15 protein-coding genes are annotated in these 14,043 nt (G+C 61.6%); 9 read left to right on the top strand and 6 right to left on the bottom strand.

Annotated elements, in window-relative coordinates; genetic code table 11:
* Nucleotides 1-12: 12 nt before the first annotated feature.
* Together OHL11_RS04775 and sthA are read right to left on the bottom strand one after the other, a co-directional pair.
* Nucleotides 13-987, bottom strand: coding sequence for an ROK family protein (locus OHL11_RS04775; RefSeq protein ID WP_263370330.1), 975 nt, complete (start codon nucleotides 985-987; stop codon nucleotides 13-15).
* A gap of 237 nt (nucleotides 988-1,224) precedes the next feature.
* Entirely contained in the window at nucleotides 1,225-2,619 is a 1,395-nt protein-coding gene (gene sthA / locus OHL11_RS04770; RefSeq protein WP_263370329.1) for a Si-specific NAD(P)(+) transhydrogenase, read from the bottom strand.
* A gap of 139 nt (nucleotides 2,620-2,758) precedes the next feature.
* Here sthA and OHL11_RS04765 point away from each other — a divergent pair, with 139 nt between their 5' ends.
* The 5 genes from OHL11_RS04765 (at nucleotide 2,759) to OHL11_RS04745 (ending at nucleotide 5,862) form a co-directional block, all read left to right on the top strand.
* Nucleotides 2,759-3,319 carry a thiamine phosphate synthase gene (locus OHL11_RS04765; protein WP_263370328.1) on the top strand — a complete coding sequence of 187 codons (561 nt, stop codon included), beginning with the start codon at nucleotides 2,759-2,761 and terminating at the stop codon, nucleotides 3,317-3,319.
* A gap of 28 nt (nucleotides 3,320-3,347) precedes the next feature.
* Nucleotides 3,348-3,899: a YceD family protein gene (locus OHL11_RS04760; protein ID WP_263370327.1), complete on the top strand. Its 552-nt coding sequence runs from the start codon at nucleotides 3,348-3,350 to the stop codon at nucleotides 3,897-3,899.
* Between the two features lie 111 nt (nucleotides 3,900-4,010).
* Nucleotides 4,011-4,205: a 50S ribosomal protein L32 gene (gene rpmF, locus OHL11_RS04755; protein ID WP_263370326.1), complete on the top strand. Its 195-nt coding sequence runs from the start codon at nucleotides 4,011-4,013 to the stop codon at nucleotides 4,203-4,205.
* A gap of 122 nt (nucleotides 4,206-4,327) precedes the next feature.
* On the top strand, nucleotides 4,328-5,386 hold the full coding sequence (gene plsX / locus OHL11_RS04750; RefSeq protein WP_263370325.1) for a phosphate acyltransferase PlsX: 1,059 nt from the start codon (nucleotides 4,328-4,330) through the stop codon (nucleotides 5,384-5,386).
* A 182-nt stretch (nucleotides 5,387-5,568) separates the two neighbouring features.
* Complete coding sequence (locus OHL11_RS04745) at nucleotides 5,569-5,862, top strand: DUF5076 domain-containing protein (RefSeq protein ID WP_263370324.1); 294 nt, start codon at nucleotides 5,569-5,571, stop codon at nucleotides 5,860-5,862.
* Here the strand turns inward: OHL11_RS04745 and OHL11_RS04740 are convergent, their stop codons facing one another.
* Nucleotides 5,863-6,135: a hypothetical protein gene (locus OHL11_RS04740; protein ID WP_263370323.1), complete on the bottom strand. Its 273-nt coding sequence runs from the start codon at nucleotides 6,133-6,135 to the stop codon at nucleotides 5,863-5,865.
* Nucleotides 6,136-6,266: 131 nt separating this feature from the next.
* Here OHL11_RS04740 and OHL11_RS04735 point away from each other — a divergent pair, with 131 nt between their 5' ends.
* The 3 genes from OHL11_RS04735 to OHL11_RS04725 all read left to right on the top strand — a co-directional run bounded on the left by OHL11_RS04735 (nucleotide 6,267) and on the right by OHL11_RS04725 (nucleotide 9,211).
* Nucleotides 6,267-7,250 carry a bifunctional 5,10-methylenetetrahydrofolate dehydrogenase/5,10-methenyltetrahydrofolate cyclohydrolase gene (locus tag OHL11_RS04735; protein WP_263370322.1) on the top strand — a complete coding sequence of 328 codons (984 nt, stop codon included), beginning with the start codon at nucleotides 6,267-6,269 and terminating at the stop codon, nucleotides 7,248-7,250.
* 4 nt (nucleotides 7,251-7,254) lie between these two features.
* Nucleotides 7,255-7,917 (top strand): dephospho-CoA kinase, encoded by a 663-nt coding sequence (gene coaE, locus OHL11_RS04730; RefSeq protein WP_263370321.1) that lies wholly within the window; start codon nucleotides 7,255-7,257, stop codon nucleotides 7,915-7,917.
* A 112-nt stretch (nucleotides 7,918-8,029) separates the two neighbouring features.
* Nucleotides 8,030-9,211 carry a glycosyltransferase family 2 protein gene (locus tag OHL11_RS04725; RefSeq protein WP_263370320.1) on the top strand — a complete coding sequence of 394 codons (1,182 nt, stop codon included), beginning with the start codon at nucleotides 8,030-8,032 and terminating at the stop codon, nucleotides 9,209-9,211.
* On the opposite strand, the gene queD is transcribed toward OHL11_RS04725, so the two are convergent.
* The 3 genes from queD to OHL11_RS04710 are packed head-to-tail and all read right to left on the bottom strand — an operon-like array spanning nucleotide 9,199 to nucleotide 12,043.
* Nucleotides 9,199-9,576, bottom strand: coding sequence for a 6-carboxytetrahydropterin synthase QueD (gene queD / locus OHL11_RS04720; RefSeq protein ID WP_263370319.1), 378 nt, complete (start codon nucleotides 9,574-9,576; stop codon nucleotides 9,199-9,201). The two genes, OHL11_RS04725 and queD, sit on opposite strands and share 13 nt — an antisense overlap.
* 17 nt (nucleotides 9,577-9,593) lie before the next feature.
* Nucleotides 9,594-9,857 (bottom strand): hypothetical protein, encoded by a 264-nt coding sequence (locus OHL11_RS04715; protein WP_263370318.1) that lies wholly within the window; start codon nucleotides 9,855-9,857, stop codon nucleotides 9,594-9,596.
* Nucleotides 9,858-9,865: 8 nt separating this feature from the next.
* Complete coding sequence (locus OHL11_RS04710) at nucleotides 9,866-12,043, bottom strand: ATP-dependent DNA helicase (protein ID WP_263370317.1); 2,178 nt, start codon at nucleotides 12,041-12,043, stop codon at nucleotides 9,866-9,868.
* Nucleotides 12,044-12,111: 68 nt separating this feature from the next.
* Between OHL11_RS04710 and der the strand changes: the two genes are divergently transcribed.
* On the top strand, nucleotides 12,112-13,983 hold the full coding sequence (gene der, locus OHL11_RS04705; protein ID WP_263370316.1) for a ribosome biogenesis GTPase Der: 1,872 nt from the start codon (nucleotides 12,112-12,114) through the stop codon (nucleotides 13,981-13,983).
* Nucleotides 13,984-14,043: the final 60 nt, after the last annotated feature.

Below are 14,043 nucleotides of genomic sequence, written 5' to 3'. Positions count from 1 at the left end.
GAAAGAAGAGAACTACTGTGCGCCGCACATCTGCATGGCGGCCACCGCAGCCCCGATCACGCGCACGGACTGGTCGTCGTCAACGACCTCCAGCGAGTAGCTCTGCAGCGAACTCATCTTCACCATCTCGCCGATGTAGTGGCGCAGCATATTCGTGTCGAGGAAGCGGGTGTTGAAGCCCGTGACGAAGAACTTGCCGGGGCCAGAAACATGCAGCGCATTCGAGGTCGCCGCCGCCAGTGCCTTGTGCCAGAGCTTCTTGAACTCAAGGCAGCGCGGATCAGGATCGGACTTGCGATTCGCCGCTTCGAAAACCTCTTCCGGCTCCATGTCGAGGAACCGCAGACGCATGGCGCGCTGGCCCATGATGCCTTCCAGGTGGCCACGTCCGCCGCAACCGCAGTAGTTCTCGCGGTCATCCAGCGTGACGACCGTGTGCCCAGCCTCCCAAACCCCCTTCATGAAGGGATACACGCCGTAGCCGATACCGGTGCCGAGCGTCCAGACGCGAATGTGGCTGTCGAGCTTGCCATGCGTCGACGCAAGCCCCGCTGCCATCGCGTCGGCGTCGTTCACGATGCAGACACGCGTCTTGATGCCACGCTCCGCCAGCGCACCTTCGAGGCGGCTTTCGAGGTTCGCGCCCTTGAGCTGCGGAAAGTTCGGTGCTTCGTCGATGACGCCATTGCGCACGAGTCCGGGGATCGCCACGCCTATCGCCGCGAGCTCCGCTTCGTGCGACTTCGCCAGCGACAGCACACTGTCGCAGATCGCTTCGACGATCGACTCGGTCGGCAGTTCGACGAGGCTCATGTCGTCATCTTCGTCCTCAGGGTCGGGCAGCGGAGTCGCGGGGAAAACCTTCAGTTCACCGGAGAGTCGACCATCCTCGAGCAGCCCTGCGTAGATGCGCTGGCTGAGGATGACACCAATGGTGGTGCCGGTGGCAATAGAGGGTTCGGCGGCAAATGCGGTTGAAGTCGACATGGGGGTCGATCTCCTTTCCCTGAGCTTGCTGAGTTTGACGCTGGAAACACCGCTGAAGCTGCGGGGTTTTGTGACGTTAGCGAATAAATACTGCGGTCGTCAATCACTATGTCGCTGAAGCGGAGATCCAGCGTTCAGGGTGTAGCGTTTAGGAACAACACCGACCTCAACTAGCAGAGGCACCTATCTCTAGGTGCCTCTGCGCGCTATACCGTAAAACGTACCCCTTACACCCTCTTAATCGAGGCGGGAAACGCGGTTCAAACCATTGAAGGCCGCAACCTTATACGCTTCTGCAAGTGTCGGATAGTTGAAGACCGTCTCGACGAAGTAGTCGATCTTGCCGCCGAGCGCCATCACGGCCTGGCCGATGTGCAGCAGCTCGCTGGCACCTTCGCCGATGATGTGTACGCCAAGAATTGAGTGCGTCTCGCGGTGGAAGATGAGCTTCAGACGACCGCTCGTATCGCCACGGATCTGGCCGCGCGCGATCTCGCGGTAGTACGCAAGGCCAACTTCATACGGCACATCCTCTTCCGTAAGCTGCTCTTCCGTCTTGCCGATGAAGCTGATCTCGGGGATCGTGTAGATGCCGTAGGGATAGAAGCTCGGGTTGGAAACGATCGTCTCGTCGCCAAAGGCGCGCGCCGCAGCGATGCGGCCCTGCTCCATCGACACCGAAGCCAGCGACGGGAATCCGATAACGTCGCCTGCAGCGAAGACCGTCGGGCACTTGGTGCGGAAGTCCTTGTCGACCGGGATACGGCCGCGCGGATCGGCTTCAACACCAGCGTTCGCGAGGTTCAACTCGTCCACGTTGCCCTGGCGGCCGACGGCGTAGAGCAGCACATCGCCCTGCAGCTTCTTCTTGGATTCGAGGTTCGCGACGACCTTGCCGTCGATCTCTTCGACAGACTCTACTTCTTCGTTCAGGCGCATGGTCACGCGCGCATCGCGCAGGTGATAGCTCAGCGCTTCCACGATTTCGCTGTCGGCAAACTCGAGCAGGCGCGGACGGCGCTCGATGAGCGTGACGCGAACGCCAAGCGCAGCAAACATGCAGCAGTACTCAACGCCGATGACACCGCCACCGACGACGATCATCGTCTGCGGCAGGTTCGTCAGGTTCAGGATGAGGTCGGAGTTGATGATCGTCGTGCCGTTGATCGGCACCTTGGGGCTGCTTGCCGGCTTGGTGCCGGTGGCGATCAGAACATTCTTGCCTTCGTACACCGTCGAGCCGCGGGAGTTAGACACGCGAATGTGGGTGGGGTCATCGAAGGAGGCCGTGCCGGTGAGCATCTCGACGTTGTTGCGCGAAAGCTGCGCTTCGGTCACGTCGATCTCGGTCTTGATCACGTGCTGAATGCGGAACGCGAGGTCCGCCATCGTGATGCGTTCCTTCACCCGGTAATTCATGCCATAGATGGACTTGTAGTTATAGCCGGAGAGGTGCAGCACCGCTTCGCGCATCGTCTTGGAAGGAATGGTTCCCGTATTGATACAGGCTCCGCCAACGACTTCGCGGTTTTCAACGAGTGCGACTTTCTTGCCGAGCTTGGCGGCGTAGATGGCGGCACGTTGTCCTGCAGGACCCGAGCCGATGACGATGAGATCGTAAACAGTAGCCATACCTTGCGAGAAAGCACTCCCGGGAATCAATCGGCCCAAACGCCCAAACCTTGAAACGCGCAGGCGGGACCGTTATCTATTCTATGCTTCTTTGTCCAGTGAGGCGGTGGAAGAGTCGTGACACGTACACTGAGTGCCTATGAAACGCATGGCCATCGCAGACGCGAGGACAACGATTGATCAGGTTTTACGCTGGTCTGCGGCTGGTATCGATGTAGTGCAGTTGCGTGAGAAAGAGCTCGACGCCGGTGCGATCCTCCAGGTCGCCGAGCTGTGGCGCGAGGCGCTATGGGGGTCGGCCACCAGGCTTGTGGTGAACGGCCGGGCCGATATCGCGAAGGCCTCGGGGGCAGATGGAGTGCACCTCACGGCCCGCAAGGGGGAGTTGACCGCATCGCAGGTCCGGGCGCTCATGCCCGGAGCTTTCGTCAGCGCGAGCGCGCATTCTTTGTCCGAGGTCGAGCGCGCCATCAACGGTGGCGCCGATCTCATCGTCTTTGGCCCGGTCTTTGAGAAGCGGGTCGACGGCGCGCTGGTACAAAACGGGACAGGACTGCCGATGCTCGCAGCAGCCTGCCGCATGGCGGCGGACGTTCCGGTGCTCGCGCTGGGCGGGGTAAACGCCGTGAATCAGCATCTCTGTCTGCAGGCAGGAGCGGCGGGAATCGCCGGGATTCGCCTTTTTGCCGACCTCGCGTGAGAAAATACTTCCAGGAGGGCGCAGACCGATGTTGATCACGCCAGAGTTGATTGCCGATGAACCGTATTTTTTTGATATGGCGATCGCGGCGGGTGAAATTGAGTACGCGCCCGACGTGCAGCAGACCGGACCACTGGTCGTAAAGGGCCAGGCCGACCTGCTGGAAGAGCATCGCGGCGGCAAGGAAGTCGTTGAAGACATTCGACTTCGGGGCAAGTTCGAAGGCCCGTTCGAGCTGACCTGCGGACGCTGTCTGGAGCCGATCGACGACACGCTTTCGGGCAAGTTCGACCTCATCTTCCGCCCCGGCGGAGTGGACGCTGAAGCAGGCGAACACGCAATTACTGAAGATGAGACAGAAATCGGTTATTATGAAGAAAGCGGCCTGCGACTCGAGGACGCCGTGCGTGAACAGGTGCTTTTAGGCCTGCCCGGACGGATCCTATGTCGTGAAGACTGCAAAGGCCTTTGCCCGTCGTGCGGCGTGAACCGCAACACCACGGAATGCAATTGCAGCGAAGCTCCTTCCGATCAGCGCTGGAATGCGTTGGCTGGAATTTCGCTTCCGCCCAAGGCTTAGCAGCACACGCGGCTGCAACAAATTTTGAATTTCCCGTACTGATGACTTCCAGTTCAAGTCTGCGGTGGTTACGCGACAAGCTGCGGTCAAAAGACGTTTGAGAGGAACACCATGCCGAATCCTAAGCGCCGCCACTCCAAGCAGCGTACCGCCAAGCGCCGCTCGCACGACTTCCTGACGCCCAACACTGGTGTTGGCAACTGCCCCAACTGCGGCGCCAAGCGCGTGCCCCACACTGTTTGCGCTTCGTGCGGACAGTACAAGGGCCGTCAGTACGGCCCGGACAAGACTGCAACCGCAGCCTAAGTCCTTCCTGCAAAGAACTCCTTGGGAACAGCACGGCTTCGGCCGTGCCATTCCTGTTTGTCGTGAAAATTCCGTGTCTTGCGGAAAACTCCTAGAGAACTGCCGGTAAACTACTCCTGACTATGCCGATAGACATCGTGCTCGATGCGATGGGAAGCGATAAAGCTCCCGATCCAGAAATCAAGGGAGCAATCCTGGCAGCTCGTACGCTGGACGTTCGCGTTCATCTCGTTGGGCCGGAGGAGATTCTGCGCCCCAAGCTCCGCGAGGCGCTGAAGAACGCCGCCGGCCCCAGCTTCCCGGGGGTTCCGGCCAAGCGCGCCAAGCTGCCCATCTTCATTTCGCAAGCCAGTGAATGGATCTCCATGGAGGACAAGGCCGCTTTGGCGGTGCGCTCCAAGCGCGATTCCTCTATGCGCGTCGGCCTGAAGATGGTCCGCGAAGGCAAGGCTGCGGGCTTTGTGACGGCGGGCAACACCGGCGCGGCGATGGCGACGGCGAAGATGGTGCTGGGTTCGCTCGGTGGCATTGACCGTCCGGCGCTGGCGAGCATTCTGCCCACCTCCAGTGGTGGCCCATGCGTCCTGCTCGACGTGGGCGCCAACGTGGACTCCGATCCGACGAATCTGCTGCAGTTTGCCGTAATGGGCAGCGAATACGCGAAGAACGTGCTGCACGTGCACAATCCGCGCGTCGGCCTGCTCTCCATCGGCGAAGAGGACTCCAAGGGCAATACGCTGACCAAGGAGACGCTGCCGTTGCTGCGCGAACTCGGCGAGCGCGGTGTGATCAACTTCCTCGGCAACGTCGAGGGACGCGACCTCTACAACGGCGCGGCCGATGTGGTCGTCTGCGATGGTTTTGTGGGCAACGTCGCGCTGAAGACGTCGGAAGGTATTGCGAAGCTGGTAAACGAGAGCCTGAAGGCCAGCCTGAAATCCACGGTGACCTCTACGGTAGGAGCTCTGCTCAGCCAGAAGGCGTTCAAGGCCTTCCGCAAGCGGCTCGACTACTCGGAGTACGGTGGAGCACCGCTGCTGGGTGTTCGCGGCGTGGCCATCGTCGGCCACGGCAGCTCAAACGACCGCGCCATTATGAATGGGATTCGAGTGGCTGCGGAGTTTGCGCAAGCAGATGTGAATGCAGCGATTGAAGCTGCCCTGGCAGATCCGACCAGTTGACCTTGCGATAGACCGCAATCGACAGAAAACCGACCTTAAGCGCGACGTAGGCGAAGATCATATGCGTTTGGGTCCCTTGCCTGTGAGTTTGCGGTCTTTTCGCGATATGCAAGATGAACGTTTTGCGAATACTTTTGGATGTTGCAACTTCAGTGGCCCGAGTGGCCTGAAACGAGCGCACGATGAGCACGAAGTCCCTGAATCCCCCTCCTGCAGCCGACCGCGACTCCGCAGCTTTTGAGCTTCTGCGCGTGTGGGTGGCTGAGTCCGGCCAGCATGTAAGCCTTCGCACCGGCATGTGGCAGGACCCCGCAGCCTGGGGGGTGGTGCTCGCCGATCTTGCCCGCCATATCGTGAATGCAGAAGCCCTGCGCGATAAGAATCTCGATCGCGAAGATTTTCTGGACCGCCTTGTGGACGGCTTTGACGCGGAGATCGACTCGCCCACCGACCAAGCCGAAGGCGAGATTCAGTAGCTACATCACACGCGCGACGCGCTCCAGCTCCAGCTGGATACGCTCGGGCGTGATGCCGGGGCTTTCGATGGCGGTCGCGATTCCACGCGCCTCATGCGAAGAGACGCCGTAGCCTCGGCCTGAAAGGAAATTGGCGACGATTTCCGCCGCCTGAAAGCTGTCGATGCCGCTCTGCAGCAGGTCACTGCGCAGGGCGATCAGATCAGACGGCGTGAACTTCTCTACCGCACAGGTATCGGTCGTGGTGTGCTCGGACTTGCGTTCCTGGGTCATCGCGACGGCCTCTTCCGCTGGTTGCGGCGTTTCAGGATTAGAAACAGGGCGGTATCAGGAGGTTGTGCGATGCCCGCGCAGAATGTTTTGCCCTGCGCAAAGACCACCATCGGCTGGGATACCCTAGAAGCATGAGTGAGACTGCTTCCCTGCCCGTGGCTGATGTGAATGCGAAGGCTTCGCCTCGCGTGTTGGACGGCGTAAAGATCGCCGCTGAAATCAAGGCCGAAGTGGCCGAAGAAGTAAAGCGCGCCGTCGCTGCTGGCTATACGCCGGGCCTGGCCGTAGTGCTTGTCGGCAATGTAGCTGCTTCGCAGATCTACGTGCGCAGCAAGGTGAAGACCTGCGCTGAGCTCGGTATCTACTCCGAGATGCACACGCCCGATGAGAGCGTGACGACCGAGGAACTGCTGAAGCTCGTCGAAGAGCTGAACGCGCGCCCTGAGATCGACGGCATCCTCATTCAGCTTCCTTTGCCGAAGCACGTGGACACGCAGCGCCTGCTCGACGCGGTTCATGCGTCAAAGGACGTCGACGGTTTTCATCCGCTGAACGCGGGCCGCTTGATGAACGGCACCGACCCGAAGGACCTGCTGGCACCGTGCACGCCCGCCGGCATCATGGAAGTGCTGCAGCGTAGCGGCATCCCCGTTGCGGGTGCGAACGCGGTCGTCGTTGGCCGCTCGAACATCGTGGGCAAGCCTGCGGCGGCGATGCTGATCAACGCAAGCGCCACGGTCACCGTGTGCCACTCGCGTACGAAGGACCTCGCAAAGTTCACGCGCGAAGCGGACATTCTGGTCGCAGCGATTGGCCGCCCCGGTTTCGTTACCGCAGACATGGTGAAGCCCGGTGCGACGCTGATCGACGTTGGCATCAACCGTCTGACAGACGATGCCGAAGTGCACCAATTCTTCCCTGAAGGACACCCTGACCGCGAGACGCGCCTGGAAGGTTTTGCCAAGCGCAACTCGACGGTGATCGGCGACATTGAGCCTGCAGCGTTCCTCAAGAGCGGCGCGTATACGCCGGTCCCGGGCGGCGTTGGCGCGCTGACGATCGCGATGCTGATGTCCAACACCGTGAAGGCCGCACGTATGCGGCGCGGAAAGTAAACGAATGCTTCGAGTAGGACTCACAGGCGACCTCGGCAGCGGCAAATCGACCGTAGCCGAGGTTTTTCGTGAACACGGCGCGCACCTCTTCGCCAGCGATGAGATGGGCCGCGCCGTGATGGAGCCGGGCCACGCGGTCTTTGACGAGATCGTGGCGCGCTTTGGCAAAGAGATTGTGACCGCCGACGGCCGACTGGATCGCCGCACGCTGGCAGCGATCGCCTTCGACGCGAAGAACCCGCGCATCGAGGAGCTGAACGCGCTGGTGCATCCTGCGGTGCTGGCCGAGCAGGCCAAGCGCGTCGCACAACTGCGCGCGGAGAAGCCCCATGCCATCGCGGTGGTGGAGTCTGCGCTGATCTTCTCGGCGAAGTCCGGCGCCGGCGAACGCTGGCAGGACCGCTTCGATGCGGTGGTGATGGTGACCGCTCCCACCGAGGTGAAGATCGCCCGTTTCGTCACGCGTGCCAGCGGCGGACGTGAGCTTTCCGCCGACGAGCGTGCGGCGTTCGAGGCCGATGGCCGCGCACGTCTGGCGCAGCAGAAGGCCAATGCCGAACACGAACACGAGTGCCTGGTGATTCACAACGACAGCACCGTGGAAGCGTTGCGCGCGCAGGCCGAAGTGGTGTGGAAGCAGCTTGTGGAGCGCGAACGCACGCTCTAACGCCTGTTGCCGACGCTGTTTCCGAGGAAAATTTCTTCTCCGCTCTTCGCCCTGCTGAGTGCGAAGATGATGCCATGCACGTCTGCCGCCAACCCCACACGGAGGTGACAACATGATTGCCCTGTTGTTGCTGGGTCTGATGGCACTGTGTGCGGCCGTGCCCGCGGCGATGTTCATCATCAACCTGCGGCGGTATGTGTCGCCACGTTTTGGCTACGTGGAGAACGAGTACGTCGCGGTGCTGATCCCGGCGCGCAACGAGGCGCGCAACATCAAGTCATGCGTGGAAGCGGTGCTCGCCAGCGAAGATGTTGCCGTGGAAGTCTGGGTGTGCGATGACGGCTCGAGCGACGCGACGACACATATCGTCCGCGCTATGAGCGAGGCCGACGAGCGCGTGCACCTGCTCCACTCCCCCGAGATGATTCGCGGCTGGAAAGGCAAGCAACACGCTTGCTGGAAGCTCGCCCGCGAAGCGATTCATGCGCCGTTACTGCTGTTCCTGGACGCCGATGTGCGCGTGCATCCTTGGGCGATCGCGCGCGCTGTTGCGGCGCTGCGACGCTGGGACGTTTCGCTGCTTTCAGGCTTTCTCCGCACCGAGTATGAGGGCTTTCTCGACGCGCTGCTGCTACCGCTGATGCAGTTCTTCCTGCTGACCTACATGCCGCTGCGCAAGATGCAGGAGTCCACCGACGAGCGCTACAGCGTGGCCTCGAGCAAGCTGATGCTGGTGGAGCGTGGTGCGTACTTCGCCAGCGGTGGCCACGCGGCGATTCGCGGTGTCGCCGACGATGGTGTGCTGCTCGCTCGCGTCTTCCGCGAGCATGGTTACTTCACCGACGTCGTCGACCTCACGAAGCTGGCAAGCGTGCATCTGCGGCGTTCGCCGGGGGCCACGTGGGCCAGCCTGAGCCGACGCATCGCCGACACCTTCGAGATGTCGGGCAAGCCGTTCTGGGTGACGACGCTGCTGAAGCTCGCACAGCTGGCGCCTGCTGTCGTGCTGGGCTGGCTTCTCTATGCGGCGATCGTCGACTTCAGCGATCTGCTGCACGGCTCGAAGAACCTCGACATCGACACGATGTTCTTTGGCGGCCTGTTGATGGCGATCGCGATCATCTGCGCGCTGGTGCCACGGCTCTGGGCGGCGTACCGCTTCAAGCAGCCGTGGTGGTCTGCGGTGATGCATCCGTTGGGAGTCGCTGTACTGCTCGTGCTGGAAGGCAGCGTATGGCTGCGCACGAAGCTCTTCAGGCCATCGCCTCGCGCGACACGCTCTTACGCCGAGTAACGCGCGTAGCTGGTGTTCGTCTCGAAGACCGTGCAGTCCTTCACACGCACACGACCTTCGCTGACGCGGAGCACCTCATCGGCCACCTTGTCGAAGAAGTAGCGCGCGAGATTTTCCGCCGAAGGATTGAGCGTAGTGAACGGCTCCAGATCGTTGATCATCTGGTGATCGAGGTAATCGACCGTGGGGCGAAGCACCTGCTTGAGCAGCTTGAAGTCGAGCAGCAGGCCGGTCTCGTCGAGCTCTTCACCCGCCAGCGTGACGAGCACGCGATAGTTGTGGCCATGCGGGTTCTCGCACTTGCCGTAGTAGTTGCGCAAGTAGTGGCCGGACGAGAAGTGAGCTTCGACGGTGACTTCGTACATGGTGTTTTTTCGTGACCTTAGCGAGCGCCTTCGCGGCGCGCACGACGTTCGGCTTCGCGTTGCTGTTCATGGCGACGCTCGGCTTGTTCAAACAACGCAGAGAGCGTGCCGCCAAGGCCAACCACCATCGCGATGAGGAAGAGAACGATGCCCGTAGTGCGCCACAGCGCGGCATCGCCGGGAGAACCGGGGCCCTGCGCGACGTGCACCAACGACAGCCCGCCGCAAACCAATGCAAGCACGCCGAGCGTTGCAGCCAGGATGTAAAGATTGCGTCCCATCGCTCGTTCTAGTTTACGCGCTTGGACGCGGGCGGCCCTTCGAAGAAGAGCTCTACATCGCGAATATCGTTCGTGCGCTGGTAGGCCGGCAGCGAGTCCAGAAAGATGCTGCCGTAGCGCGTGGTGCGGATGCGCGGGTCCAGCAGCATGAGCACGCCGCGGTCAGTGAGCGAACGGATGAGGCGGCCGAAGCCCTGCTTGAGTGCGATGACCGCCTGCGGTATCTGCAGTTCCGCGAACGCATTGCCACCGGCAGCGGTGATGGCGTCGGTGCGCGCTTTCAGGATGGGGTCCGACGGTACGGCGAAGGGCAGTTTGTCGATGATGACGCAGCTCAACTGCTCGCCCTGCACATCGATGCCCTGCCAGAACGACGACGTGCCGAAGAGCACAGCGTTCGGCGTCTCGCGGAACTGCTGCAGCAACGCATGGCGCGGCGCAGTTCCCTGCATCAGCAGCGGATACGGCACCTCGCTCAGCAGGCGGTCGTGCAGCTCACGCATCTGCGCATAGCTGGTGAAGAGGCAGAACGCGCGGCCCTGCGAGATCTCGAGTACGCGGCGAATCTTCTCGGTGGCCTGCGCGACGAAGTCCGGGTGGCGCGGCTCAGGCATCGTCGGCGGCAGGTAAAGCAGCGCCTGCTTCGCGTAGTCGAAGTGCGAGGCGACGACGAGTTCCTTCGGGAACGGAATGCCGAGGCGCTTCTTCAGATGCTCGAAGCTAGGTTGGCCGGTGGAATCGGCCACAGTCATCGTCGCGGACGTAAGTACGACCGTCGGGTAGCGCTCAAAGAGCGTCTGCTGCAGCAGCGTGGAGACGTCGATCGGCGTGGCCTGCAGGTGCGTGGTGAAGCTGGTGAACAGCTGCGCCTCTGCCACACGCGCGGCGATGTTCGCCGAAGCCTGCGCTGCGATCTGTCCGTTCGCGAGTAGCGGATCGTTCACCTGCAGCACGCCGCGCGGCTGATTACGCGCTGCGTTGCGAAGGTTCGAGCTCGCACGACGTTCGATCCAGTAAACGTTGTTCTGCGTGTCGCCTTCGAGCAGGAACTTAAGATGGTGGCGAATATCCGCCGTGCGTCGACGCAGGCCCGAAGCTTCTTCTACCTCACGGAGCCGCTCAAGCTCGCCCTCAAGCCGCAGCAAGGCGTTTGAAGCGCCGAGGTACGCATCGCCGGAGTGCTCAAGGAAGTCGCTGCGGTCGGTGAACTCCAGGCGCCCGAGATGGGATGGCCCCACCGGCAGCGCGCCGAAGAACATGCGCGCACGATCACGCACGTTGGCCGTTGCGTTCTCCAGCGCGGAGCTGCTCACGCCCTTCGCTCGCAGCAAACCTTCGGTGTCGCGCGCGAGTTCGTCGAAGCGCGAGTTTGTCAGCGCCACGCCGAAGTACTGCGAGGCGACATCTTCCAGCTCATGCGCTTCGTCGAAGACCACCGCTGCGGCCTCCGGCAGAATGCCCGCATCAGGCGCGTCCGCGGCCTGCATCTTGATGGACAGATCCGCGAAGAAAAGATGGTGATTGACGATGACCAGATCGCTTTCAAGCGCCTTGCGTCGCATCGTCGTGATGAAGCATTGCTCCCAGTTCGGGCAGGTCTGGCCGAGACAGACTTCGCTGCGCGCGTCGAGTTTGTGCCACAGCGGCGAATGCTCGGGCAGGCCCTCCACCTCGGCTCGGTCGCCGGTTTCGGTGGTGCGTTCCCAGCGCGCGATGTTATGAAACTGCTCGATTTCTTCGAGCCCGCTCAGCAGGGGATTGTCGCGCAGCGCATAGAGCTTCTGCTTGCAGAGGTAGTTCGCGCGGCCCTTCATGTAGCAAACGCGCAGCGGTCCGAGCAGCGATTCGAGGAACGGAATGTCCTTGAAAAAGAGCTGCTCCTGCAGGTTTTTGGTGCCGGTGGAGATGATGATGCGCTGCTTATGCTCGCGCGCGCGACGTAACGCAGGCAGCAAATATGCCAGCGTTTTTCCGGTTCCGGTGCCTGCCTCCACGATGGCGTGGCGCTTGTCGGCGAAGCATTGCTCGATGGTCTGGGCCATCTGGTACTGCCCCGGACGCTGCTCGTAGTTCAGCGACGATTGCGCGAGGATGCCGCCCTGGCGGAAGAATTCGTAGAGCGACGGCAATGGCGCATCCGAGGCGCGTTGCTCGTGCAGCTTTTCGATGTGATTGACCAGAGGCATCCAGTTCCTATGATAGTCGCCGTTTCTTCGCCTCGACATCCGTGCGACCATAAAAGAGACGAGGATTTATGGCACCGAAGCGCGAACAGAAGAAGCGACTGGGCAAGAAACACCGCTCCGCGACAACACGACCCAAGCAAGGCAAGGCTCCGCGCACTGGCGCGCAGATAGCCGGCGTTGCGCCGAAGAAGCGTAAAGAAATTTCCGCGAAGAGCACGGCGAAGAAGGCCGCAGCCCGCACACCGAAGAAATCGCCTGAGTTCGAACACAAGGTGACGCTGCAGCAGAACGAGGAAGACCGCTACATTGTCGGTCGTCCGAAGAAGTTCCGCCTCGGCGGCGCAGGCTCCTCGCACGCAGAGCGCGAGCAGCGTGAGCTTGAGAAGGTCGCCGACGAGATCGCGCTGGCTGCGAACGCCGGCCGCACGCCGGACCGCCTGCCGCTTGTGGCGATCTGCGGACGCCCGAACGTGGGCAAGTCGACGCTCTTCAATCGCCTGACCGGCACGCGCCGCTCCATCGTGGGCGATGAGCCCGGCATCACGCGCGACCGCATCTACGGCGAGGTCGAGTGGGCTGGCCGCAACGTCCGCCTAGTGGACACCGGCGGCGTTGTGCCTGACGACGAAGCGCTGATTCCGAGCGAGATTTTCCGCCAGGCGAAGGTGGGTCTGGAAGAAGCCGACGCGATCATCATGGTGATCGACGGCCGCACCGAGATCACGTCGCCGGACATCGAGCTTGCGCGACTATTGCAGCGCGGCGGCAAGCCGCTCTTCCTTGCGGTGAACAAGATGGACACCGCGCAGCTCGAAGCAGGTGCGGAGAACTTCCGTACGCTCGGCTTCAAGGAAGTGATGCCGATCTCGGCCGAACACAACTCCAACATCGGCGATCTGCTCGATGCCGTGTGGGCTGCGTTGCCGCCGGAGTTTGTCGCCGAAGAGCCGGAAGAGAATCAGGAAGGCGAGGACGACGAGTTTGATGAAGACTCCTACGGTCCGCAGTCGCTGCCCGGCGCGCAAGAGCCTGACGAAGACGACGAAGAAGCGCCGCGTGAGCGCAAGCTGCGATCGCACGGCGAGCATGTGCTTCGCGAGACCAAGGTTGCCATCATCGGCCGCCCGAACGTCGGCAAGTCCACGCTGCTGAACGCGCTTACGGGCACCGAACGCGCTATCGTTTCGCCGATCGCAGGCACCACGCGCGATGCGGTGGACGAAGTCGTCGAACGCGATGGACACAGCTTCCGCTTCATCGACACGGCAGGTATTCGCCGCAAGGGCAAGACGACCGAGATGGCGGAAAAGCTTTCGGTCATCATGAGCCGCAAGCATTTGGAAGATGCCGACGTAGCGCTGCTGATCATCGATGCGACCGAGGGTGTAACGGCGCTGGACGCGAACATCGGCGGCTACGCGCACGAGAGCGGTCGCAGCGTCATCATCCTGGTGAACAAGTGGGATGCGGTGACGAAGGTCGGACCCGATGGGCTGACGCTGTATGACGGCAAGCCGCCAGCTGACCGCAAGGCCTATGAAGAACAGGTGCGCCACGCGCTGAAGTATCTCGACTACGCGCCGCTGATCTTCATCTCCGCGCTCGAAGAGCTGAACGTGGAAGAGGTCTTCAAGAAGACGCAACTCGTGGCACGCGAACGCCGCAAGCGCATTTCCACCGGCAACATGAACCGCTTCCTCGACTCCGTCGACTTCCAGCGCGCGAGCGTCCCGATGAACAAGCGCGTGAAGATCTACTACATGACGCAGGCCGCAGTGGCTCCGCCGACGTTTGTACTCTTCACCGATCGCGATGTGAAGCTGCACTTCAGCTACGAACGCTTCCTCGCCAACGAAGTGCGCGATGCGTTCAAGTTCATCGGCTCACCCATCTGGTTCAAGGTGAAGGCGCGCAACAAGAAGAAGAAAGAAAAGGAATAGCTTCAGGCACAAAAGAAAACGGCGCGTGAGTCGATCACGCGCCGTTTCTCATGGCACCGC

Origin of the sequence: Granulicella cerasi, assembly GCF_025685575.1 — a bacterium.
Classification (GTDB): domain Bacteria; phylum Acidobacteriota; class Terriglobia; order Terriglobales; family Acidobacteriaceae; genus Granulicella; species Granulicella cerasi.
The sequence above is the reverse complement of the archived record's forward strand: the minus strand, read 5'-3'. Positions and strand labels throughout refer to the sequence as shown.

Coding starts and splice junctions, on each gene's coding strand:
- OHL11_RS04735 (WP_263370322.1), top strand. CDS start 6,267: ATGAGTGAGACTGCTTCCCTGCCCGTGGCTGATGTGAATGCGAAGGCT.
- OHL11_RS04740 (WP_263370323.1), bottom strand. CDS start 6,135: ATGACCCAGGAACGCAAGTCCGAGCACACCACGACCGATACCTGTGCG.
- OHL11_RS04715 (WP_263370318.1), bottom strand. CDS start 9,857: ATGGGACGCAATCTTTACATCCTGGCTGCAACGCTCGGCGTGCTTGCA.
- OHL11_RS04725 (WP_263370320.1), top strand. CDS start 8,030: ATGATTGCCCTGTTGTTGCTGGGTCTGATGGCACTGTGTGCGGCCGTG.
- plsX (WP_263370325.1), top strand. CDS start 4,328: ATGCCGATAGACATCGTGCTCGATGCGATGGGAAGCGATAAAGCTCCC.
- OHL11_RS04760 (WP_263370327.1), top strand. CDS start 3,348: ATGTTGATCACGCCAGAGTTGATTGCCGATGAACCGTATTTTTTTGAT.
- queD (WP_263370319.1), bottom strand. CDS start 9,576: ATGTACGAAGTCACCGTCGAAGCTCACTTCTCGTCCGGCCACTACTTG.
- rpmF (WP_263370326.1), top strand. CDS start 4,011: ATGCCGAATCCTAAGCGCCGCCACTCCAAGCAGCGTACCGCCAAGCGC.
- OHL11_RS04710 (WP_263370317.1), bottom strand. CDS start 12,043: ATGCCTCTGGTCAATCACATCGAAAAGCTGCACGAGCAACGCGCCTCG.
- der (WP_263370316.1), top strand. CDS start 12,112: ATGGCACCGAAGCGCGAACAGAAGAAGCGACTGGGCAAGAAACACCGC.
- sthA (WP_263370329.1), bottom strand. CDS start 2,619: ATGGCTACTGTTTACGATCTCATCGTCATCGGCTCGGGTCCTGCAGGA.
- coaE (WP_263370321.1), top strand. CDS start 7,255: ATGCTTCGAGTAGGACTCACAGGCGACCTCGGCAGCGGCAAATCGACC.
- OHL11_RS04745 (WP_263370324.1), top strand. CDS start 5,569: ATGAGCACGAAGTCCCTGAATCCCCCTCCTGCAGCCGACCGCGACTCC.
- OHL11_RS04765 (WP_263370328.1), top strand. CDS start 2,759: ATGAAACGCATGGCCATCGCAGACGCGAGGACAACGATTGATCAGGTT.
- OHL11_RS04775 (WP_263370330.1), bottom strand. CDS start 987: ATGTCGACTTCAACCGCATTTGCCGCCGAACCCTCTATTGCCACCGGC.